Genomic DNA, 23,141 nt, shown 5'->3' with positions numbered 1-23,141 from the left:
ATCGGCGGATGTCCTCATCAGCGCTCCTGTCCGCCGGAGGGGAGGGCCCGGCTCCAGGGGGCCTGCCCGTCCGGCGGCGCTTTGAACCGGGGCACCGCGGACCGGGGCACCGCGGACCGGGGCACCGCGGACCGGGGCACCGCGGACCGGGGCACCGCGGACCGGGGCACCGCGGACCGGAGCACCGCGGACCGGAGCACCGCGGACCGGAGCACCGCGGACCGGAGCACCGAACCGGGATGACCGGACCGGAGCTCCCCGACCGGAGTTCTCAGACCGGCGCCGCTCGGTTGCCCGTCCCGAGCCGTCAGCGGGCCCCGGCCGTCGCGAGCCAGTGGGCCACCCTGCGCACGGTCGTCTCGTCGAGGCGGTCGACCAGCGCGCCCACGGCGGCCTCGTCGTCGGGTGCGAGGTCGTAGAGGCCCGCCTTGCTCAGGCCCGCCATGAGGACCTGGTGGCGGCGGTCGGTCATACGTTCCGCGAGCTTGGCCGGTTCCGCCGTACCGGCGCCGGAGGACGGTCCGGCAGGCTGCGTGGGGCCCGCGGCGGACGCGACGGGGGCGTCGTACCGATGCCATCCGCCGTCCTTCGGCCCCCACAGGGCCACCGTCACCTCGGCACCGCGCGCCCGCAGGGTCTGGGCCATCTCACCCACCGCGTGGAGGACAGGTTCCCGGTACGGCGACTCGGCCCCCGGGGTCCAGGCGGCCGTAGAACTGTCGTGGAACATCGCGACCCAGCGCGGCTCACCGGACGGCAGCGGGCTCTCGATTCGAGGAGACGTTCCCACGGCGATCACTCCCTACGGCAACGGCGGGGCGACCGACCATAGCTGACGGGTCATCAGATAACCAGCCCGACGGCGTGCACCGAACCGCGGCTCGCGCACGCCCACCTGCCGGCACCGAAGCTCGCGCACGCCCGTCCGCCTGAATCGGACCTCGCGCCCCCTGCCGCCCGGTACCGGTCCCTCCCCTCGTGGGGACCGGTGCCGAACGGTGGGGAGATCCCGGATACGCCCGCCCGCGCTCCGCCATCCACAGTCGCGGCGAAAGCTGACCGAGAACGTGCGGTGGCACGGGCCGTCCCACCGGGTGCGGTAAGGCTGGCCTGTGCGAACGGCGCGTAATGGCGCGACTACTGCGTCGAGATCCTGCCATTCCGGGCCTCCGAAAAGGAGATTCCGGACCGCCCACGACCGCTCCGCCGCAGGTCAGCCCTATAGTGTGAGTTTTCCGGACCGGACGCCAGCGGCGGAAACAGTGAGGGGTGGGGATGCCTTGAGTTCCGGCTCAGGGGCACGCACGGCCTTGGCGGAACGTCTCGCGTTGCTGTACCGGGAGGCCGGCAATCCTCCCCTCAAGCGGGTGTCCGAAGCGGTCGCCCGGCTCCAGCGGTTCGACGAGCGGGGGCGGCCCGTACGGGTGTCCGCGCAGCGGATCAGCGACTGGCGGCGGGCCAGGAATGTTCCGGCACAGTTCACCGTGCTCGCCGCGGTGCTCCAGGTGCTGATCCCCGACGCCCGGCGCGCCCAGCCCACGCCCGTCTCCGAAGGCCTCTACGACCTGGCCCGGTGGCATGTGCTCTGGGAGCAGGCGGTGGCCGACCCGGTCGGCGAGGATCCCGCGCCCGAGTCGGACGAGGAGCGCGGCGCGGCGGACCCGGCCGCCGTACCCGGCGTATGTCCCTACCGTGGCCTCGCCCCGTACGGCCCCGAGGACGCCCGCTGGTTCTTCGGCCGTGAACGCAGCACCGACGCCCTGGTCGCCCAGCTCCGCGCGGCCGGGACGACCGGCGGGCTGATCATGCTGGTCGGGGCCTCGGGCGCGGGGAAGTCGTCCCTGCTGAACGCCGGTCTGGTGCCCGCACTGCGCGGCGGGGCGCTCGGCACCGGTGAGAAGGGCGGCGGCGGGGACCACGACGCGGATGCCCCGGTGCCGGAGGTGCTCCAGTTCGTTCCGGGCGCCGATCCCCTCGCGGAGCTGACCGCCCTGATCCCGGACCTCGCGCCTCTCGTCCCCGCCGCAGACACACCGGCCCTCGGCGGCACCGTACGAGGCCATGCCACACACGGCAACGCCACGCACAGCAACGCCACACACGGCAACGCCACACACAGCGGGACCGCACACAGCGGGACCGCACCGAACGACGCGTTACGCGGCGACGCGATACGGGACGCGGTCGCGGCGTGGGCGGGGCGCACGGCGCCGTCCGCCGCACGCCCCGTGATCATCGTGGACCAGTTCGAGGAAACCTTCACCCTCTGCCCCGAAGAGGCGGACCGGCGCGCCTTCGTCCAACTGCTGCACACCCTGTGCACCCCCGGCGGGACATCCGCGGCGGCCCCGGCGCTCGTCGTCCTCGGCATCCGCGCCGACTTCTACGAGCAGTGCCTGGGCCACCCCGAACTGGCCGACGCGCTCCAGCACCGCCCCATGGTCCTCGGCCCGCTGACCAGCGCGGAACTGCGCGAGGCGATGACCGCCCCGGCGAGGGCGGTCGGGCTCGAACTCGAACCGGGGCTCGCCGAGCTGATCCTGCGTGAGGTGGGCGCCGACGGGCCGCGCGGAGCGCATGACGCCGGGGTACTGCCGCTGCTGTCCCACGCCCTGCTCGCCACCTGGCAGCGGCGCAAGGCGGGCCGTCTGACGCCGGCCGGGTACCGCGCGGCCGGCGGGATCCAGGGGGCCGTGGCGGCGACCGCCGAGCAAGCCTGGTCCCGGCTCGACCCGGCGGCCCGTACTGCGGCGCGGCTGCTGCTGCTCCGGCTGGTGCGGCTGGGCGAGGACACCCAGGCCACCCGGAGACGCGGGACCCGTCGCCGCCTCGCCGTGGAGTCGGCCGACCCCGGCAAGACGGAGGAGTCCCTGGAGGCGCTGGTACGCGCCCGGCTGGTCACGCTCGACGCGGAGACCGTGGAGATCACCCACGAGGCGCTGCTGCACGCCTGGCCCCGGCTGCGCGACTGGATCGACGAGGACCGCAAGGACCATCTGCTGCGCCAGCGGATCGAGGAGGACGGCCGGTCCTGGGAGGACTCGGGCCGTGACGCCTCGCTGCTGTACCGGGGCTCACGGCTGGAGCAGGCCCGCACCTGGGCCCGGTCGGCACAGTCCACGGGGGAGACCGCCGGGACCGGAAGGGTCGGAAGGGCCGCCAGAACCAGCGGAACCGGCAGGGCAGCCGGTGAAACCGGCAGAACCACCAGCACGACCGGCAGAACCCCCAACCCGACCACCGGCCCCGGCGACACCGTCCTGACCCGCAGCGCCCTGCAATTCCTCGCGGCATCGCTCCGCCTGCGCCGCCGTACGGTCCTGATCAGCCGTTCCGCGGTCGCCGCGCTCGTCGTGCTCGCGGTGCTGGCCGCCGGGACAGCGGTGGTGGCGTGGCGGCAGCGGGACGACGCGGTGTTCCAGCAGGTCCTCGCCGAGGCCGACCGCGTCCAGTACACGGACCCGTCGCTGTCCGCCCAGCTCGATCTGGTCGCCCACCGGCTGCGGCCGGACGACGAGGGCACCCACGACCGCATGGTCGCCATCGTGAACGCGCCCCTCGCCACCCCCCTCCTGGGCCACACCGGCGCCGTCTACCTGACCACCTTCAGCCCCGACGGCCACACCCTCGCGACCGCCTCGTACGACCGCACCGTACGGCTGTGGGACGTCACCGACCCCACCCGCCCGAAGCCGCTGGGCAGGCCGCTCACCGGCCACACCAGCTGGGTGAGCACGGCGGTCTTCAGCCCCGACGGGCACACCCTGGCCAGCGCCTCCGACGACGGCACCGTCCGCCGGTGGGATGTGACGGACCCGGCCCGCCCGAAGCCGCTGGGCAAGCCGCTCACCGGCCACGACGGCACGATCTACCTCCTCGCCTTCGGCCCGGACGGCCGTACGCTGGCCGCCGCCACCCAGAACCGTGTCGTACGGCTGTGGAACACGACCGACCCGAGCCGTCCCGCTCCGCTCGGCGCGCTGACCGGCCACACCGCCGCGGTGCGCTCCGTGGCGATCAGCCCCGACGGCCGCACCCTGGCCGCGGGCGGCGACGACAACGCGGTACTGCTGTGGAACATCGCCGACCCCCGCCGCCCCCGACGGACCGGCACCGCGCTCACCGGGCACACCGGAACCGTGCACTCCGTGGCGTTCAGCCCCGACGGCCGCACCCTCGCCAGTGGCAGCGCCGACGACACGATCCGGCTGTGGGACATCGCGGACCGCCGTCACCCGGCCGCGCTCAGCGCACCGCTCACCGGGCACACCGGGCCGGTGTGGTCGGTGGCGTTCAACCATGACGGCAGCATGCTCGCCGCGGGCAGCGCCGACAGCACGGCCAGCCTGTGGAACGTCGGCAACCCCGCCTATCCCTCCCAGGTCGGCGAGCCCCTCGCGGGCAGCAGCGGGGAGATGTACGCCGTCGGCTTCAGCCCCGACGGCCGCACCCTCGCCACCGGGAGCGGTGACAACAAGGTCCGGCTGTGGTCGATCCCCACCGCGGACATGATCGGCCGCATAGGAACGTTCCGCCCCGACGGCCGGGTGCTGGCCACGGCTGCGCGCGACGGCCTGGTGAGGCTGTGGGACGTGACGGCACCGTCCCGGCCCGTCCCGCTCGGAGAACCGTTCATGCCGGGCGAGGGCGATCTGCGGTCCCTGGTGTTCTCCCCCGACGGCCGCACCCTCGCCGCGCTGACCGGCAGCAGCGCCGTCCAGCTGTGGAACGTCGCCGACCCGGCCCGTGCGGTCCCCTGGGCGCCGCCGGTCACCCTGCCGACCCGCTTCGCGGGCCCCGGCGCCCTGGCGATCAGCCCCGACGGCCGCACCCTCGCCACCGCCGCCGACCACGACCGCGCCGTCCAGCTCTGGAACGCCGCCGACCCGGCCCGGCTCCGCCCGCTGGGCAAGCCGCTGACGGGGCACACCGGGTACGTCGACGCGCTCGTCTTCAGCCCCGACGGGCACACCCTCGCCAGCGGCAGCGCGGACACCACCGTACGGCTGTGGAACGTCAGCGACCCGCGTCACGCCGTCCGCGCCGGCGCCCCGCTCACGGGCCACCTCGGGCCCGTCAACGCGCTCGCGTACAGCCCGGACGGCACCACCCTGGCCGGGGGCAGCGACGACGGCACGGTGCGTCTGTGGGACGTCGCCGGCCCGGGCGCACCGAGACGCCTCACCACCCTCGCGGGCCACACCGAGGCGGTGGTGTCCCTGACGTTCAGCCGGGACGGCCGCACCCTGGCCAGCGGCGGCGACGACGACACCGTACGGCTGTGGGACGTCACCACCCCGTCCCGGACCTCACCCATCGGCCAGTCGATGAGCCCTAACGCCAAGACGGGCGACTTCCTGTCCTTCAGCCCGGGCAGCCATCTGCTGGGCGTCTCCAGCGGCGCCGACACGGTCCGCCTGTGGGACCTGGACCCCGACGCGGCCGCCCGGCGCATCTGCGCGACCACCCGGGGCGTCCTGACCGCGGAGAAGTGGCACGAGTACCTCCCGCGCCTCTCCTACGACCCACCGTGCCCCCGGTGACCCCTCGTGCTCCCATGCGCCCTACGACTCCACCCACCTCCGCCTGATACACGTGCTACGCGTGATCCCGATCACAACTCCGCCCCCCAGTCGACCACTCGGCCCCCACCGCCCAGCCGCCTTGTTACTGTTGGCCACAGCCCGATCGCTGGTGCATCCCCCGTCGCCAGCGATCGGGCGTTTCCATGCCCTGCGCCGCCCTCCTCGAAAACCACGGAAGACCGCCGACGAAAGCCCCGTCGGCGCAGCCGTCGACGCGGCCGTCACCTCAGTCGTCAACCATGTCGTCAACCATGTCGGCAACCCAGTCGTCAACCCGGTCGTCAACGCAAAGACCCCCGATCCATCCGGACCGGGGGTCTTCTCGCTGGTGGGGCTAATAGGATTTGAACCTATGGCCTCATCCTTATCAGGGATGCGCTCTAACCAACTGAGCTATAGCCCCGCCGCGCTCCTGCGGGGGCTTCCCGCGCGCTGACTCCTGAAGATTAGCGCACGACCGGGGCAGTCCCAAAATCGATAGCCGGAGGGGGTTCAGCCGGGGTTCAGGGGGGTGGTCACTCGTCTTCGGCGAGGGTCAGTTCGATGCCTCCGACGAAACCGGCGGACAGGTTGTAGATGAACGCGCCGAGGGTGGCCAGCGCCGTCGCGAGGACGACGTCGATGACCGCGATGATCGTCGTGAACGTCAGGACGTGCGGCAGGGAGAGGAAGGACTGGAGGTCGAAGCCGTTCGACTCGTTCGACCCGGTGGCCTCCGAGATCGTGCCGCCGACCGTGGAGAACACGCCCATCGCGTCCATGACCATCCACAGCACCGCCGACGCGACGATCGTGCAGATGCCCAGGGCGATGGAGAGCAGGAAGCTGACCTTCATCACCGACCACGGATCGGCCTTCGCCACACGCAGCCGCGCCTTGCGGGTGCGGGGCGTGGTGCGCGCGCCGGTGCGAGGACGGCGGACGGCGCCCGCCGGGGCGGCCTGCTGGGTCGGGTACGCCTGCGGCGGGTGGTAGGGCGCGGTCTGCTGCCGCGGCCGGTCGCCGGGGGGCAGCGGGGAGGCCTGCTCGGCCCCCGCGGCCACCTGGCCCGGTCCGGTCGCCTGCTGCGGGGGCTGGGGGCCCCGGTTGTCGTTCACAGCTCCCCCATGGGTGCCCTGCGGGTCCGGCTTCGGATCCGCCTTGACCGGTCTCAGCTGCGTCGTGTGGGGATCGTGCGCCGACGCGGCGGAGCCACGGCCGCCGCCGTCAGGGCCGGTACCGGTGGTGGTACCGGACGATCCGGCGCCCGTGGCTCCGCTCACGATGACTCTCTCCTCGCGCTACTCGGCCGAGGGTGTCTCACCCTCGTCCGTGCCGGTGGCCGGGGACTGGCCGGCGGTCTCGTCGACGGCTGCACCGCCGTCGACCTCCTCCGCCTCGCGCCCCTCCTCGGCGTTTCGTGCGATACCGACGACGGCATCGCGCTTGCCCAGGTTGATCAGTTGGACGCCCATGGTGTCACGGCCCGTCTCCCTGACCTCGTTGACTCGCGTACGAATCACACCGCCGCCGAGCGTGATCGCGAGGATCTCGTCGGTCTCCTCGACAACCAGCGCGCCGACGAGCGAGCCGCGGTCCTCGACGATCTTGGCGGCCTTGATACCGAGGCCGCCGCGACCCTGGACGCGGTACTCGTCGACGGCGGTCCGCTTCGCATAACCGCCGTCGGTGGCAGTGAACACGAACGTACCGGGTCGGACGACATTCATCGAGAGCAGTTCGTCCCCGCCCCGGAAACTCATGCCCTTGACGCCCGAGGTGGCACGGCCCATGGGGCGCATGCTCTCGTCGGAGGCGGTGAACCTGATCGACTGGGCCTTCCTGCTGATCAGCAGCAGATCGTCGTCGGCCGAGACCAGTTCGGCGCCGATCAGCTCGTCGTCGGATCCGTCCTCCCGCTCGCGGAGATTGATCGCGATGACACCGCCGGAGCGCGGGGAGTCGTAGTCCTTCAGCGGGGTCTTCTTGACCAGGCCCGCCTTGGTGGCCAGCACCAGGTACGGCACCGCCTCGTAGTCGCGGATCGCGAGGATCTGGGCGATCGACTCGTCCGGCTGGAAGGCCAGCAGGTTCGCGACGTGCTGCCCGCGCGCGTCCCGCCCGGCGTCCGGAAGCTCGTACGCCTTCGCCCGGTAGACGCGGCCCTTGTTGGTGAAGAACAGCAGCCAGTGGTGCGTGGTCGACACGAAGAAGTGGTCGACGATGTCGTCCTCCTTCAGCTTCGTGCCGCGCACCCCCTTGCCGCCGCGTTTCTGGGCCCGGTAGTCGTCGGTCTTGGTGCGCTTGACGTAACCGCTGCGGGACACCGTCACGACGATGTCCTCCTCGGCGATCAGGTCCTCGATGGACATGTCACCGTCGTAGGGCACCAGCATGGTCTTGCGGTCGTCGCCGTACTTCTCGACGATCGCCGTCAGCTCCGCGATGACGATGCCGCGCTGGCGGACCGGGGAGGCGAGGATCTCGTTGTACTCGGTGATCTTCGCCTGGAGTTCGTCGTGCTCCTGGACGATCTTCTGCCGTTCCAGGGCGGCCAGTCGGCGCAACTGCATCTCGAGGATGGCGTTCGCCTGGATCTCGTCGATCTCCAGCAGATCCATCAGGCCCCCGCGCGCGACCTCGACGGTGGCGCTGCGCCGGATCAGCGCGATGACGTCGTCGATGGCGTCCAGGGCCTTCAGCAGACCGCGCAGGATGTGCGCCCGCTCCTCGGCCTTGCGCAGCCTGAAGCGCGTACGGCGGACGACGACCTCGATCTGGTGCGTCACCCAGTGGCGGATGAACGCGTCCAGCGAGAGCGTGCGCGGGACTCCGTCGACCAGGGCCAGCATGTTGGCGCCGAAGTTGGTCTGGAGGTCGGTGTGCTTGTAGAGGTTGTTCAGCACGACCTTGGCGACCGCGTCGCGCTTGAGCACGATGACCAGGCGCTGGCCGGTGCGGCTCGACGTCTCGTCGCGGACGTCCGCGATGCCGCCGATCTTCCCGTCCTTCACCAGGTCGGCGATCTTCTGCGCCAGGTTGTCCGGGTTGGTCTGGTACGGCAGCTCCGTCACCACCAGGCACTGGCGGTTCTGGATCTCCTCGACCTCGACGACCGCGCGCATGGTGATCGAGCCGCGGCCGGTGCGGTACGCCTCCTCGATGCCCTTGCGGCCCACGACGAGCGCGCCGGTCGGGAAGTCGGGGCCCTTGATGCGCTCGATGAGGGCGTCCAGCAGCTCCTCGTGCGAGGCCTCAGGGTTCTCCAGGTACCACTGGGCGCCGGCCGCGACCTCGCGCAGATTGTGCGGCGGGATGTTGGTCGCCATGCCGACCGCGATCCCGGCCGAGCCGTTGATCAGCAGGTTCGGGAAGCGGGACGGCAGGACGGTCGGCTCCTGGGAGCGGCCGTCGTAGTTGTCCGTGAAGTCGACGGTCTCCTCGTCGATGTCGCGGACCATCTCCATCGACAGCGGCGCCATCTTGCACTCGGTGTAGCGCATGGCGGCCGCCGGGTCGTTGCCCGGGGAGCCGAAGTTGCCGTTGGAGTCGACGAGCGGCATGCGCATCGCCCACGGCTGGGCGAGGCGGACCAGGGCGTCGTAGATGGAGCTGTCACCGTGCGGGTGGTAGTTGCCCATGACGTCGCCGACCACGCGGGCGCACTTGTAGAAGCCGCGCTCGGGGCGGTAGCCGCCGTCGTACATGGCGTACAGGACGCGCCGGTGGACGGGCTTGAGACCGTCCCGCACATCGGGCAGCGCGCGGGACACGATGACGGACATCGCGTAGTCCAGGTACGAGCGCTGCATCTCCGTCTCGAGCCCGACGGGCTCGATGCGCTGGACGGTGTCCGCGCCCTCGGCGGGCGTGGTCGGAGTGTTCTCGTCGGCCATTGCTGGTGAGGATCCTTCCTGGTGCGGTCAGCTGGGACCGACTCAGATGTCGAGGAAGCGGACGTCCTTGGCGTTGCGCTGGATGAACTGGCGGCGTGCCTCCACGTCCTCGCCCATGAGCACCGAGAACAGGTCGTCGGCCTGGGCGGCGTCGTCGAGGGTGACCTGGCCGAGCACACGGTGGTCGACGTCCATCGTGGTCACGCGCAGCTCCTCGGCATTCATCTCGCCGAGGCCCTTGAAGCGCTGGATGGAGTCCTCGCGCACCCGCTTGCCGCGCTGGCGGCCCAGCTCCAGCAGGGCGTCGCGCTCGCGGTCCGAGTAGGCGTACTCGACGTCCTCACGGCCCCACTTGATCTTGTAGAGCGGGGGCCGGGACAGGAAGACATGACCGGCCTCGACCAGGGGCCGCATGAAGCGGAACAGGAAGGTCAGCAGCAGGGTGTTGATGTGCTGGCCGTCGACGTCGGCGTCCGCCATCAGGATGATCTTGTGATAGCGGAGCCGGGAGATGTCGAAGTCCTCGTGCACACCGGTGCCGAAGGCGGAGATCAGCGCCTGGATCTCCTGGTTCTGCAGGATCTTGTCGATCCTGGCCTTCTCGACGTTGAGGATCTTGCCGCGGATCGGGAGGATCGCCTGGTACTGCGGGTTGCGGCCGGACTTGGCCGAGCCGCCGGCGGAGTCACCCTCGACGATGAAGATCTCGCACTTGGTGGGGTCGTTCGACTGGCAGTCGGAGAGCTTGCCCGGCAGCGAGGCGCTCTCCAGGAGGCCCTTCCTGCGGGTCAGATCGCGCGCCTTGCGGGCCGCGACGCGCGCGGTGGCCGCCTGGATGGACTTGCGGATGATGTCCGCGGCCTCGTTCGGATTGCGGTCCAGCCAGTCGTTGAGGTGCTCGTAGACCGCCTTCTGGACGAAGGTCTTGGCCTCCGTGTTGCCCAGCTTGGTCTTGGTCTGGCCCTCGAACTGCGGCTCGCTCAGCTTGACCGAGATGATCGCCGTGAGGCCCTCGCGGATGTCGTCGCCCGTGAGGTTGTCGTCCTTGTCGCGCAGCAGCTTCTTGTCGCGCGCGTACTTGTTGATCAGGGAGGTCAGCGCGGCCCGGAAGCCCTCTTCGTGGGTGCCGCCCTCATGAGTGTGGATGATGTTGGCGAACGAGTACACGCCCTCGCTGTAGCCGCTGTTCCACTGCATCGCGACCTCGAGGGACAGGCTCTTGTCCTTGTCCTCGGCGTCGAGCGCGATCACCGTGGGGTGCACCGCCTCACCCTTGCGGGAGTTGAGGTACTTCACGAAGTCGACGATGCCGCCCTCGTAGTGGTACGTGATCGCCTTGACCTCGGCCTTGACGTCGGCGCCCGCCTCGTCCGCCCCGGTCACGGCCTTCGCCGACTCGCGCTCGTCGGTGAGCTTGATCGTCAGACCCTTGTTGAGGAACGCCATCTCCTGGAAACGCCGCGAGAGCGTCTCGAAGGAGTACTCGGTCGTCTCGAAGATCTCCGGGTCCGCCCAGAACGTGACCGTCGTACCGGTGTCGTCCGTGGCCTCGTGGCGCGCCAGCGGCGCCGTGGGGACGCCCATCTTGTAGTCCTGCGTCCAGCGGTAGCCGTCCCGGCTGATGTCGACCGACACCTTGTTCGAGAGGGCGTTCACGACGGAGACGCCGACGCCGTGCAGACCGCCGGAGACCGCGTAGCCGCCGCCGCCGAACTTGCCGCCCGCGTGCAGCACGGTCAGCACGATCTCCACGGCCGGTTTCTTCTCCACCGGGTGCATGCCCACCGGGATACCCCGGCCGTTGTCGTACACGCGGACCCCGCCGTCGGACAGGATCGTCACGTCGATGGTGTCGGCGTAACCCGCCAGCGCCTCGTCGACCGCGTTGTCCACGACCTCGTAGACCAGGTGGTGCAGACCCCGCTCACCGGTCGAGCCGATGTACATGCCGGGTCGCTTGCGGACCGCGTCCAGACCCTCGAGGACGGTGATGGCGCTGGCGTCGTACGAGGCGGCCACCTCGCCGTTCGGCGAGGTCACCGCGCCGTGCTCGCCGGCGTCAGTGGACGGGATGTTCTCGTTGGGGTTGCCGGAATCGGCCACGAAGCGCCCTTTCTGGCACAGCACGAGCCAGACTCCCGGGGATACCCCCGCTGGGGGAGGGTGGCCGGAGCGGCTGCGGCATGTTGCGTTGGTAAGCCTTGATCAGCGTTGCTCAGCGGTGTTTCAGCGTTGCTCAGCTTTTCCCGGACTGTCCCCACGGTTGGGGCGGGATTGCCTTCCAGTCTACCGGTAGCACTGACAGTGATGGGGGTTTGCCGGTACCTGAGTCCCCATGTGCCGCCCTCAACCGGGCTCGGCCGACTCCCGATATACGGAAGGGGGCTCCAAGAGGCTCACGGAGGCACTCAGCGCTTCGGGACGTCAACCCTTGGCTACTCAAGGGTCAGGTAGGGAATCGCACCCGCGTACGGGCGCGCGGCACCGTCGCACCGGCACACCGGAGCGGCGTACGGCACACCAACGATGTGACGGAGCTCACCCGTACGTGTCACCGGGACCGGTGCTCCCGGGCGCCCGCAGCGGGCCGTACCGGCGCACCGGGCCGCCCGGACCGTTCACCCTGATCCGCCGCACCGTCCCGTGCCCGAGGTCCTCGTTCAGCCGCGCCAGCAGCTGCGGGGCACGCAGCCGGAGCTCCGTCGCCCACGCCGTCGAGTCGCACCGCACCACCAGCTCGCGCGCCTCCTCGTCGAACCGCTCCGGCGCACAGTGCAGCGCGATCGCGTCCCCCACGAGCTGCGGCCACCGCCCCATCACCCCACCCACCGCGGCGGGCGCCTCCCAGCCGCGCTCGGCCAGCAGCCGGTTGATGGCCGCCCCCAGCGCCATCGGGTCGCGCCCGTCCGCCCGCGCACCGGAGCGCAGACCACCGCGCCGCGCCTGCTTGCGCTGCTGGACGGCATCCCCGCGCGCGCGTGCCGCCTCCTTCGCCGCCCTGAGCGCCACGCGCGCGAGATCGACACCCGACGGCCCGCCTTGCCTCGCGGGGTCGGCACCCGACGGCTGCACAGACTGCGCGGGCCCGCCCGGCTGCCCCGCCGGGGAGACATCACCGCTGCTCATACCCGCTCCACCGCCCCGTCCGACACGGCGAACCTCGCGCCCGCCAGCACCGCCGGCACGTCGTCGTCGACCGCCGCCGTCACCAGCACCTGCTCACCCGGCACCACCAGCTCCGCCAGCCGCTCACGGCGGCGCGCGTCCAGCTCGGCGAACACATCGTCCAAGACCAGCACCGGCTCGTTCCCCTCGGCCCTCAGCAGGTCGTACGACGCCAGGCGCAACGCCAGCGCGTACGACCACGACTCGCCGTGCGACGCGTACCCCCTGGCAGGCAGCTCACCGAGCCGCAGCACCAGGTCGTCACGGTGCGGGCCCACCAGGGTGACGCCCCGCTCGATCTCCTGCTTGCGCACCTCGGCCAGCGCGGCCGTCAGCTGGGCGAAGAGATCCTCCCGCGTATGCGCCTCGCCGGGCGCCGACGAACGGTACTCCAGCGCAAGCGGACCACCGCCCGGCGCCAGCTGCTCGTACGCCTTGTCCGCCAGCGGCTGCAAGGCCGCGATCAGATCCAGACGCCGGGCCAGCAGCTCGGCGCCCGCGCGCGCGAGATGCTGGTCCCAGACGTCCAGCGTGGACAGGTCCATCGAGCGGCCGCCGTGTCTGCGCGCCAGCGCCGCCGTCTTCAGCAGTGTGTTGCGCTGCTTGAGCACCCGCTCGTAGTCGGAACGGACACCCGCCATACGCGGCGAACGGGCCGTGATCAGCTCGTCCAGGAACCGGCGGCGCTCCCCGGGATCGCCCTTGACCAGGGCGAGGTCCTCCGGCGCGAACAGCACCGTCCGCACGATGCCGAGCACATCGCGGGGCCGCGCCTGCGAGGAGCGGTTGATCCGGGCCCGGTTGGCCCGGCCCGGATTGAGCTCCAGCTCGACCAGCTGCTGCCGCTCGCCCTGCCGGACCTGGGCGCGGATCACCGCCCGCTCGGCGCCGATCCTGACCAGGGGCGCGTCCGAGGCGACCCGGTGGCTGCCGAGGGTCGCGAGATAGCCGACAGCCTCGACGAGATTGGTCTTGCCCTGGCCGTTGGGGCCGACGAAGGCGGTGACGCCCGCCTCCAGCGGCACCTCGACCCGGGCGTACGAGCGGAAGTCGGCCAGCGACAGATGCGTGACGTGCATGGTCGTTCCGCCGTCTCCCCCAGGGTTGTGGATCGCATGGCGACCCTGTGGATCACTTGTTCTCGACGGCGTGGCCGCCGAACTGGCTGCGCAGCGCCGCGATCATCTTCATCTGCGGCGAGTCGTCCTGCCGCGAGGCGAACCGCGCGAACAGCGACGCGGTGATCGCGGGCAGCGGCACCGCATGGTCGAGGGCCGCCTCCACCGTCCACCGGCCCTCGCCGGAGTCCTGCGCGAAGCCCTTCAGCCGCTCCAGGTGCTCGTCCTCGTCGAGGGCGTTCACCGCGAGGTCCAACAGCCAGGAGCGGATCACAGTGCCCTCCTGCCAGGAACGGAAGACCTCCCGGACGTCGGTCACGGAGTCCGCCTTCTCCAGCAGCTCCCAGCCCTCGGCGTAGGCCTGCATCATCGCGTACTCGATGCCGTTGTGGACCATCTTCGCGAAGTGGCCCGCGCCCACCTTGCCCGCGTGCACGGCCCCGAAGCCGCCCTCGGGCTTGAGGGCGTCGAAGACCGGCGCCGCCTTGGCGACGTGCTCCGGGTCGCCGCCGTACATCAGGGCGTACCCGTTCTCCAGACCCCAGACGCCGCCGGAGACCCCGCAGTCGACGAAGCCGATGCCCCTGGCCGCCAGCTGCTCGGCGTGCCGCTCGTCGTCGCTCCAGCGCGAGTTCCCGCCGTCCACGACCACGTCACCCGGTTCCAGCAGCTCGGCGAGGCGGTCGACGGTGGACTGGGTGGCTTCGCCGGCCGGGACCATGACCCAGACCACGCGGGGGCCCGTCAACTTGCCCACCAGCTCTTCCAGGCTGTGGACATCGGCGAGGTCCGCGTTGCGGTCGAATCCGAAGACGGTGTGGCCCGCGCGGCGGATCCGCTCGCGCATGTTGCCGCCCATCTTGCCGAGGCCGACGAGACCGAGCTCCATCAGGTGTTCCTTCGGTTGCGGTGTGCGTCAGGGCACGTTTTCGTACCCCTGTCCGAGCCTAAACCCGGGCTCTTCCGCACATCTGTGGGCATGCCAGCTCAATCGCATGCCCACAGTCCCGGCCGCTTCGACGGATCCGGCGGGTCCGGCGACAACTCAGCCGCTCAGCCGCACCGGCATGATCAGGTACTTGTACGCGTCGTCCGCCTCCGCGTCCACGGCGGGCCTGCCGCTCAGCAGCGCGGGCTTGGTGGACGTCGTGAACGACAGCTGGGCAACCGGGGAGTCGATCGCGCTCAGGCCGTCCAGCAGGAACGTCGGGTTGAAGGCGATCGAGATGTCGTCGCCGTCCAGCTGCGCGTCCACGCGTTCCACAGCCTGTGCGTCGTCACTGGAACCGGCCTCCAGGATCAGCACGCCCTTCTCGAAGCTGAGCCGCACCGGGGTGTTGCGCTCGGCGACCAGGGCCACGCGCTTGACGGCCTCCACGAAGGGGGCGGTCTCGATCACGGCGATCGAGTTGAACTCGGTCGGGAACAGCGTGCGGTACTTCGGGAGGTCGCCCTCCAGCAGTCGCGTCGTCGTACGCCGCCCGGCACCCTCGAAACCGATCAGGCCCTCGCCCGCGCCCGAACCGGACAGCGCCAGGATCACCTGGTCGCCGCTGGTGAGCGCCTTGGCGGTGTCCAGGAGCGTCTTGGCGGGCACCAGGGCGACCGCGGAGGCGTCCGGGTTCTCCGGCTTCCACAGGAACTCGCGGACCGCGAACCGGTAGCGGTCGGTGGACGCCAGGGTCACCCGGTCGCCCTCGATCTCGATGCGCACACCGGTGAGGACGGGCAGCGTGTCGTCACGGCCGGCGGCGATGGCGACCTGGGAGACGGCGGAGGCGAAGACCTCGCCGGGCACCGTGCCCGTCGCGTTCGGCATCTGCGGCAGCGCCGGGTACTCCTCCACCGGCAGGGTGTGGAGGGTGAAGCGCGAAGTACCGCACACCACCGTGGCCCGTACACCGTCTGTGGAGATCTCGACGGGCCGGTTGGGGAGGGCGCGGCAGATGTCGGCGAGCAGCCGGCCGGAGACGAGGACCGTGCCCTCCTCCTCGACCTCCGTCTCCACCGAGACCCGCGCCGAGACCTCGTAGTCGAAGCTGGACAGGCTCAGCTGGCCGTCCTCCGCCTTCAGCAGCAGGCCGGCGAGCACAGGCGCCGGCGGACGGGCCGGGAGGCTGCGTGCCGCCCACGCCACTGCCTCCGCGAGTACGTCGCGTTCCACCCGGATCTTCACCTAAGCCGCCTCCTGCTGTTGCCGGCGCTTGTCGCCCTGCTTCGCTTCGTCGTCTGACTCGGTGTCGCAGGCCCCTGTGACGGGAAGGACACCGGGGACCAGTCTGACGCACGGCACTGACAGTAGGTGCCTATCGGGGTCAAGTCGTGACGAGGCGCGGTCGGCGGCCCTGCGGCGAGTTGTGCACAGCACCCGCTTCGAAACGGATTCTCAGCTCTCTCTAGTCGGGAGTAGTAGTAGGGGCTGTGGATACCGTGGATAACTCGGTTTGCCCAGCTCAGCGCGGAGATTTTGTCCACCGACCCTGTGGGCGGTACCGGTGGACAAGTCGGGGTCGCTGTGGAGAACGAAAAGTTCTGCACACCCCATGCACAGCCCGAGCCGAGTTACCCCCAGATGCGTCCCCAGCTTTACCCGTGTTGCCCACAGGCCAATCCGGCAGCACTGTGTGACGCCTTTCACTCGACGCGGTGAGAGGGGCCTAGGTGTTGCCGAACAGTGGACAGGGATGTGGAGAAGTCGGGATCGGCTGGGGACAAGATGCCCCGGCCTGTGGGTTGCCGGTGGACAACACGGCCCATGGCTTGTGGACCATCGGTCTGTCCACACCCTGTGGAGATCTCTTGTCCACGAATCCACAGCCACCTGAACTGCCCTGATGCTCCCTCAACACCCCAGCCTGTGGAAAGAATCTGGACAACCAGCCGGTCCCCAGGGTGTGGACGGGACAAAGTCACCGAATCTGTGGACGGGACCCGTAACCTCCGGCGAATTCGAACAGCAGACATGCCGCCGCCCGCGCCTCACGCGCCCTCCGCCGGGCCCTGCGGAGGGCTTCGCCTGCTGGAGTCAGCCTGTCCGGCGTTTGAGGACGAGGCCCGAAGGGCCGACAAGGGGGGTCTGGGGGCGCAGCCCCCAGGGACGGGAACGGGAAGGGGCGGCGGGGGCGAAACCTGCTCCAGGGGCCGGGTCCGCACGCTCCGAGGGCGCCCTCGGGCAGGTTCTCCCGGGGCGCCCTCAGGACGTGCAGGCGTGACCGGCGGCGGGCCGCGTCGTCAGCCGTTCTTGATGCGGTTGGTCAGCTCGGTGACCTGGTTGTAGATGGACCGCCGCTCGGCCATCAGCGCGCGGATCTTGCGGTCGGCGTGCATGACGGTCGTGTGGTCGCGGTTGCCGAACTGTGCGCCGATCTTGGGCAGCGACAGGTCCGTGAGCTCCCGGCACAGATACATGGCGATCTGGCGGGCGGTGACCAGCGCGCGCCCTCGCGAGGTGCCGCACAGATCCTCCACCGTCAGCCCGTGGTAGTCCGCGGTCGCCGCCATGATCGCGCTCGCCGTGATCTCCGGTGCCGCGTTCTCGCCGCCCGGAATGAGGTCCTTGAGGACGATCTCGGTGAGGCCGAGGTCGACAGGCTGCCGGTTGAGCGACGCGAACGCCGTCACCCGGATCAGCGCGCCCTCCAGCTCACGGATGTTGCGCGAGATCCGGGAGGCGATGAACTCCAGCACCTCCGGCGGCGCGTTGAGCTGCTCCTGCACCGCCTTCTTGCGCAGGATCGCGATGCGTGTCTCCAGCTCGGGCGGCTGGACGTCGGTGATCAGACCCCACTCGAAACGGTTCCGCAGCCGGTCCTCCAGGGTCACCAACTGCTTGGGCGGCCGGTCGGAGGACAGCACGATCTGCTTGTTGGCGTTGTGGAGCGTGTTGAAGGTGTGGAAGAACTCCTCCTGCGTCGACTCCTTGTCCGCGAGGAACTGGATGTCGTCGACGAGCAGGATGTCCATCTCGCGGTAGCGCTTGCGGAAGCTGTCGCCCTTGCCGTCGCGGATGGAGTTGATGAACTCGTTGGTGAACTCCTCGGAGCTCACGTACCGCACACGTGTGCCGGGGTAGAGCCCGCGCGCGTAGTGGCCGATCGCGTGCAGCAGATGTGTCTTGCCGAGCCCCGACTCCCCGTAGATGAAGAGGGGGTTGTACGCCTTCGCCGGTGCCTCGGCCACCGCGACGGCGGCGGCGTGCGCGAAGCGGTTGGACGCGCCGATCACGAAGGTGTCGAACAGGTACTTGGGGTTCAGCCGCGCGGTCGGCTCGCCGGGCCCGGAGGCGGGCGCGGGCTGTGCTGCCAGCGGCCCGGTCGCGCCGGTGGCCGACAGCCCGCCACCGGGACCGCCGCCCGGGCCGCCCCGGTGCCCGTGCCCGGCGCCCGACGGCGGCTCGGGGCGGTCCCGGCGGATGCCGTCGCGCTGGTCGTACTCCCCGCGGGACGGGTCGTAGTCGGAGCGCTGCTGGTCGTACGGCGGGCGCTCCAGGGCCTGCGAGCGGTAGTCGGAGGAGGGCGTGCCGTAGCTGTCGCGCCCGGGCGTGTCGTAGGGGTCCCGGGGCGGAGCGCCGTAGGTGTCCCGGTCGCGCGAGGGGTCGCCGTAGGGGTCCTGCGACGGCGAGGCGTACGGGTCGCGCTCGGGGAAGCCGAGCCGCTGCTGCTGCCAGCCGTAGTCGTCCTGCGGGGGGCGCGGCCAGGCACCGGGCTCCGGACGCTGGTACTCGGAGGGGTAGGCGGGGCGGGCTGTGGGCAGTTGGTCACCGGCCGGGCCGCGGTGCCGGCCGTAGCCGTCGTAGGGGTCGCGGTCGGGGCCGGAGGGGAGCTCGGGCTCCTCGTAGCGCTGCGGCTGGGCGGGGAGTTTCGGCGCGGCGGCGGGGGGCTCGCCCGCGGAATCGTCCACGGTGATCGCGATACGGATCGGGCGGCCGCACTCCCGGGTCAGGGTCTCGCTGACGACCGGCGCGAGCCGGCCCTCCAGGACGTTCTTGGCGAACTCGTTCGGTACGGCCAGCAGCGCGGTGTCGGCCACCAGTGCCAGCGGCTGGCAGCGGCGGATCCAGTGCTCGTCCTTGACCTCGACGCCCTGGCCGCGGCCTTCACCGAGGAGTTGCTCGAGTACGCGTGGCCACACTGCGGCAAGATCGGCAGGTACGTCAGCCACAGGGCACGCTCTCTCACAGGTCCCAGACGGTGTGATCGTGGGACGGGTCGGGATGTAGTCGGTCGGTCGGTCGGTGGGCCGGGCGGGCGCGGACCCGCTGGTGGGCGGGGACCGGAGTCCACCGGACGTCCGGCACGGACCCGCTGTGGCGCAGGGGAACGAATCGGAGTCCAGTCACGGTAGTCAGGGCGGCGGGTAGGGTTCAAGTTGTTGTCCCCAGGCTGTGGATAGTGTCTCTCCGTGACCCTTGGTTTGACCGGATGGCGTAGCCCCGCGTACCGTAACCAGGTCGAGTTGTCGATGGCTGCTGCCGCCTGCCTCCGATGGGCACACGTCACGTCAGGTGATCGGAAAGCGGTGCACTCGGGCGTCACTACGAGCTACTCGTGGGCGCACGGTGACAGCCAGGACGGCACCCGCAACCACCCGATTTTTACTGGAGTCCTCGAGTGAGCAAGCGCACTTTCCAGCCGAACAACCGTCGTCGCGCCAAGACCCACGGCTTCCGGCTGCGTATGCGCACCCGTGCCGGCCGCGCGATTCTCGCGTCCCGCCGCAGCAAGGGTCGCGCCCGTCTGTCCGCCTGATCCAGATCAGGTCATGACGTCGTGCTGCCCACCGAGAACCGGCTGAGGCGGCGCGAGGACTTCGCGACCGCTGTACGGCGGGGACGCCGGGCTGGCCGCCCGTTCCTCGTCGTCCACTTTCGTAGCGGTGCAACGGACCCGCACGCGCCTGGGGAGAGCGCTCCCCCGGTGCGTGCGGGTTTCGTCGTGAGCAAGGCTGTGGGCGGTGCGGTGGTCCGGAACACGGTGAAGCGAAGGCTTCGCCATCTGGTACGTGACCGGATCGCCCTGTTTCCCCCCGGTAGCCTGGTAGTCGTACGCGCGCTGCCCGGTGCGGGCGACGCCCACCACACACAGCTGGCCCGAGACCTGGATGCCGCCCTGGAGCGGCTGCTGGGAGGGGGCATCCGATGAAGTACCCGTTGCTGGCTCTGATCAAGCTCTACCAGTGGACTATCAGTCCGCTGCTCGGACAGGTGTGCAAGTACTACCCGTCGTGTTCCCACTACGGCTACACGGCCATCGACCGGCACGGTGCGATCAAGGGCACGGCGCTCACCGCCTGGCGCATCCTGCGGTGCAATCCGTGGTCGCTCGGTGGTGTGGACCATGTACCGCCGCGCAAGCGTCCGCGCTGGCACGAAATGCTGCGTGACGCCTGGCGTGCGCGCAGGGGCGGGACCTCCGCCGCCGAACCGGCCACTGACGGGAACCTCTCGTCGAGCCCGGCCGCAGCAGAGACTCCGTCTCATGCCCAAGGAGCATGATTAGTGAACGCGATTGCCAGCCTCTTCAGTTTCATCACGACACCCGTCTCCTGGGTGATCGTCCAGTTCCACACGGTGTACGGGAAGATCTTCGGCCCCGACACGGGCTGGGCCTGGGGCCTGTCCATCGTGTCCCTGGTGATCGTGATCCGTATCGCCCTGATCCCGCTCTTCGTGAAGCAGATCAAGGCCACTCGGGCCATGCAGACACTGCAGCCCGAGATGAAGAAGATCCAGGAGCGCTACAAGAGCGACAAGCAGCGCCAGTCCGAAGAGATGATGAAGCTGTACAAGGAAGCGGGCACCAACCCGCTCTCCTCGTGCCTTCCCATCCTGGCGCAGTCCCCGTTCTTCTTCGCCCTGTACCGCGTGCTCAACAGCATCGCGACGGGCAAGACGATCGGCGTCATCAACCAGGACCTGCTCAACAGCGCCCGGCATGCGCACGTCTTCGGCGCCCCGTTGGCCGCGAAGTTCACGGACAGCGCGGCCAAGGTCGAGGCGCTCGGCGCCTCGCTGACCGACGTCCGGGTCGTGACCCTCATCATGATCGTCCTGATGTCGGCGTCCCAGTTCTACACGCAGCGCCAGCTGATGACGAAGAACGTCGACACCACGGTGAAGACGCCGTTCATGCAGCAGCAGAAAATGCTGATGTACGTCTTCCCGGTGATGTTCGCCGTCTTCGGCATCAACTTCCCGGTCGGTGTTCTCGTCTACTGGCTGACCACCAACGTGTGGACCATGGGCCAGCAGATGTATGTGATCCACAACAACCCGACCCCCGGTTCCAAGGCTCAGGCCGCGTACCTGGAGCGTCTCAGCAAGCACGTCGCGAACCACGGGAAGACCCGCAGCCGCGGCGAGCGTGCGATCGTCAAGGCGATCGTCTCCAAGGGCCGGGACCGTAACGAGTTCGAGCGCACGTTCATCACCAGCCTGAGCAAGGCGGGTCTCGCCGCCCAGGCCGACGGCACCGTGGTGAAGGCCGACAGCGTCACCGCCGTCCAGACCGAGGACGGCACGGCCGTGACCCCCGCACCGGCCAAGCGTCAGCAGCCCAAGCGGCAGTCCAAGTCCCAGCGCCAGTCCGGCGGTGCCAAGGCGGACGACTCCCCGTCGTCCACCTCGCTCGAGAAGCCCGACGAGCCGCAGGACACGCCGCCCGCCGCGGAGAAGGCCCCCGAGAAGGCCGCCCCGAAGCCCGGCACCGGTGGCCGGAGCCGGGCCCAGTCCGGCCAGCGCAAGGGCGGCTCCCGGCCCAAGTCCCCGACCAAGAAGTAAGAAGGAGTCCATCCCGTGACGGAAGGCACCACCGCCGCCGCTGCCGAGGGCGCGGACGCCCTGACCCGCCTTGAGCAGGAGGGTGAGATCGCGGCGGACTACCTTGAGGGTCTGCTGGACATCACCGACCTCGACGGTGACATCGACATGGACGTCGAGGCCGACCGCGCCTCTGTCTCGATCATCAGCGACACGGGCGGCCGTGATCTGCAGAAGCTGGTCGGCCGGGACGGCGAGGTGCTGGAGGCGCTTCAGGAGCTCACGCGGCTGGCGGTGCACCGGGAGACCGGCGACCGCAGCCGGCTGATGCTTGACGTCGCGGGCTACCGGGCAAAGAAGCGTGCCGAGCTGTCCGAACTGGGCGCCAAGGCCGCCGCCGAGGTGAAGAACACCGGCGAGCCGGTCAAGCTGAAGCCGATGACGCCGTTCGAGCGCAAGGTCGTGCACGACGCGGTCAAGGCCGCGGGGCTGCGCAGCGAGTCGGAGGGCGAGGAGCCGGAGCGCTTCGTCGTCGTGCTTCCCGCCTGAGCGGTTCCCACGATCCACCGGCCCCGTCTGTCCACCAGACGGGGCCGATTTCTTGTCAGCTTTCTTGTCAGTGTGATGATTCTGGAGGCCGGCGCCGGGTGCGTCGGTGCGGTACGGAAGGACGGTTCCCGTGACGGAGGCAGCGGAGCTTCCCCCTGCGCCCGAGCAGGCGCGTGAGGTGTTCGGCGAGCGTTATGCCGATGCGGTCCGGTACGCGGAGCTGCTCGCCGAGGCGGGTGTGCAGCGCGGTCTGATCGGGCCCAGGGAGGTGCCCCGCCTCTGGGAGCGGCACCTGTTGAACTGTGCGGTGCTCTCGGAGGTCGTACCCGAAGCTGTCACGGTGTGCGATGTCGGCTCGGGTGCGGGGCTGCCCGGTATTCCGCTGGCGCTTGTTCGGCCGGATCTGAAGATCACGCTGCTGGAGCCGTTGCTGCGGCGCACCAATTTCCTCACGGAGGTCGTCGAGCTGCTCGGCCTCGACCATGTCACGGTGGTGCGGGGGCGCGCCGAGGAGGTCATGGGGAAGGTGACCCCGGTGCATGTGGTGACGGCCCGCGCGGTGGCCCCGCTGGACCGGCTGGCCGCATGGGGCATTCCCCTACTGAGGCCCTACGGCGAGATGCTGGCGCTCAAGGGCGACACCGCCGAGGAGGAGCTGAAGAGTGCCGCCACGGCGCTGAGCAAGCTCGGTGCCGTGGAGACGTCCATCCTGCATGTGGGCGAGGGGATCGTGGATCCGCTGTCCACGGTGGTGCGGGTCGAGGTCGGAGAGAGTCCGGGCGGTGTGCGGTTCGCGGCCAAGCGGGCCAAGGCGGCCCGGACGGGGCGGGCACGCAGACGCCGCTGAGTGCGGGACGGCCCGCCGACCGAATCGGCCTGCATTCTGCAGGCCGTACTCCACACAAGCTGCCATACCTGTACATGCCGGAGTGTCGCGACAGTTCGGTCACGGGTGCCCTGCATCGTGTTTCACGTGAAACGTCGCTCACTGCTGCACGGCATCATCAGTCGGGGTCGCGCCGCCGCTCCCCGTGACCGCAAGTCCCATGGTCCGCTTCCGAAGAACCCTGCTTCGGGAGCCTCTTCGGCCCCC

Annotated in this window: 16 protein-coding genes and 1 tRNA gene; 7 read left to right on the top strand and 10 right to left on the bottom strand. The window is 70.3% G+C overall.

The genetic code is table 11. The annotated features are described in order from the left end of the window. Positions 1-307 precede the first annotated feature (307 nt). Positions 308-790, bottom strand: a complete 483-nt coding sequence (locus tag ACSYGN_RS19875; protein WP_460397485.1) for a hypothetical protein — start codon at positions 788-790, stop codon at positions 308-310. Between the two features lie 490 nt (positions 791-1,280). Between ACSYGN_RS19875 and ACSYGN_RS19870 the strand changes: the two genes are divergently transcribed. Further along, positions 1,281-5,543, top strand: coding sequence for a WD40 repeat domain-containing protein (locus ACSYGN_RS19870; RefSeq protein WP_460397483.1), 4,263 nt, complete (start codon positions 1,281-1,283; stop codon positions 5,541-5,543). A 368-nt stretch (positions 5,544-5,911) separates the two neighbouring features. On the opposite strand, the gene ACSYGN_RS19865 is transcribed toward ACSYGN_RS19870, so the two are convergent. The 9 genes from ACSYGN_RS19865 to dnaA form a co-directional block, all read right to left on the bottom strand. Beyond that, positions 5,912-5,988: transfer RNA gene (locus tag ACSYGN_RS19865), tRNA-Ile, on the bottom strand. A gap of 112 nt (positions 5,989-6,100) precedes the next feature. Further along, on the bottom strand, positions 6,101-6,847 hold the full coding sequence (locus ACSYGN_RS19860) for a DUF3566 domain-containing protein (RefSeq protein ID WP_460397481.1): 747 nt from the start codon (positions 6,845-6,847) through the stop codon (positions 6,101-6,103). Positions 6,848-6,865: 18 nt separating this feature from the next. Beyond that, complete coding sequence (gene gyrA, locus ACSYGN_RS19855) at positions 6,866-9,460, bottom strand: DNA gyrase subunit A (RefSeq protein ID WP_460397479.1); 2,595 nt, start codon at positions 9,458-9,460, stop codon at positions 6,866-6,868. Positions 9,461-9,502: 42 nt separating this feature from the next. After that, on the bottom strand, positions 9,503-11,587 hold the full coding sequence (gyrB, locus tag ACSYGN_RS19850) for a DNA topoisomerase (ATP-hydrolyzing) subunit B (RefSeq protein WP_460397477.1): 2,085 nt from the start codon (positions 11,585-11,587) through the stop codon (positions 9,503-9,505). 411 nt (positions 11,588-11,998) lie between these two features. Beyond that, on the bottom strand, positions 11,999-12,586 hold the full coding sequence (locus ACSYGN_RS19845) for a DciA family protein (protein ID WP_460397475.1): 588 nt from the start codon (positions 12,584-12,586) through the stop codon (positions 11,999-12,001). Next, the gene (gene recF, locus ACSYGN_RS19840) at positions 12,583-13,704 is read right to left on the bottom strand and encodes a DNA replication/repair protein RecF (protein WP_460397473.1); all 1,122 of its coding nucleotides are present in this window, start codon (positions 13,702-13,704) and stop codon (positions 12,583-12,585) included. The genes ACSYGN_RS19845 and recF overlap by 4 nt, the downstream gene beginning before the upstream one ends. A gap of 52 nt (positions 13,705-13,756) precedes the next feature. Continuing rightward, positions 13,757-14,632 (bottom strand): phosphogluconate dehydrogenase (NAD(+)-dependent, decarboxylating), encoded by an 876-nt coding sequence (gene gnd, locus ACSYGN_RS19835; protein WP_460397471.1) that lies wholly within the window; start codon positions 14,630-14,632, stop codon positions 13,757-13,759. A gap of 156 nt (positions 14,633-14,788) precedes the next feature. Beyond that, entirely contained in the window at positions 14,789-15,919 is a 1,131-nt protein-coding gene (gene dnaN / locus ACSYGN_RS19830; protein ID WP_460397469.1) for a DNA polymerase III subunit beta, read from the bottom strand. Between the two features lie 1,055 nt (positions 15,920-16,974). Beyond that, a complete protein-coding gene (gene dnaA, locus ACSYGN_RS19825) occupies positions 16,975-18,903 on the bottom strand; it encodes a chromosomal replication initiator protein DnaA (RefSeq protein WP_460397467.1) in 1,929 nt (642 codons plus the stop codon). A 449-nt stretch (positions 18,904-19,352) separates the two neighbouring features. On the opposite strand from dnaA, the gene rpmH reads away from it, so the two are divergent. The 6 genes from rpmH (at position 19,353) to rsmG (ending at position 22,895) form a co-directional block, all read left to right on the top strand. Then, positions 19,353-19,490 carry a 50S ribosomal protein L34 gene (rpmH, locus tag ACSYGN_RS19820; protein WP_003956500.1) on the top strand — a complete coding sequence of 46 codons (138 nt, stop codon included), beginning with the start codon at positions 19,353-19,355 and terminating at the stop codon, positions 19,488-19,490. Between the two features lie 21 nt (positions 19,491-19,511). Beyond that, a complete protein-coding gene (gene rnpA / locus ACSYGN_RS19815) occupies positions 19,512-19,883 on the top strand; it encodes a ribonuclease P protein component (RefSeq protein WP_460397465.1) in 372 nt (123 codons plus the stop codon). After that, positions 19,880-20,236, top strand: coding sequence for a membrane protein insertion efficiency factor YidD (gene yidD / locus ACSYGN_RS19810; protein WP_460397463.1), 357 nt, complete (start codon positions 19,880-19,882; stop codon positions 20,234-20,236). Before rnpA ends, yidD begins: the two co-directional genes overlap by 4 nt. Positions 20,237-20,239: 3 nt before the next feature. Beyond that, positions 20,240-21,520: a membrane protein insertase YidC gene (gene yidC / locus ACSYGN_RS19805; RefSeq protein ID WP_460397461.1), complete on the top strand. Its 1,281-nt coding sequence runs from the start codon at positions 20,240-20,242 to the stop codon at positions 21,518-21,520. Between the two features lie 15 nt (positions 21,521-21,535). Next, positions 21,536-22,048, top strand: coding sequence for a Jag family protein (locus tag ACSYGN_RS19800; RefSeq protein ID WP_460397459.1), 513 nt, complete (start codon positions 21,536-21,538; stop codon positions 22,046-22,048). Between the two features lie 130 nt (positions 22,049-22,178). Further along, entirely contained in the window at positions 22,179-22,895 is a 717-nt protein-coding gene (rsmG, locus tag ACSYGN_RS19795; protein ID WP_460397457.1) for a 16S rRNA (guanine(527)-N(7))-methyltransferase RsmG, read from the top strand. Positions 22,896-23,141 lie beyond the last annotated feature (246 nt).

The organism is Streptomyces sp. YIM S03343, assembly GCF_054729195.1.
The sequence above is the reverse complement of the archived record's forward strand: the minus strand, read 5'-3'. Positions and strand labels throughout refer to the sequence as shown.

What these genes read in the sequence shown, in the direction of transcription:
- gyrA (WP_460397479.1), bottom strand. Translation starts at nt 9,460, where the DNA reads ATGGCCGACGAGAACACTCCGACCACGCCCGCCGAGGGCGCGGACACC.
- ACSYGN_RS19845 (WP_460397475.1), bottom strand. Translation starts at nt 12,586, where the DNA reads ATGAGCAGCGGTGATGTCTCCCCGGCGGGGCAGCCGGGCGGGCCCGCG.
- recF (WP_460397473.1), bottom strand. Translation starts at nt 13,704, where the DNA reads ATGCACGTCACGCATCTGTCGCTGGCCGACTTCCGCTCGTACGCCCGG.
- gnd (WP_460397471.1), bottom strand. Translation starts at nt 14,632, where the DNA reads ATGGAGCTCGGTCTCGTCGGCCTCGGCAAGATGGGCGGCAACATGCGC.
- yidD (WP_460397463.1), top strand. Translation starts at nt 19,880, where the DNA reads ATGAAGTACCCGTTGCTGGCTCTGATCAAGCTCTACCAGTGGACTATC.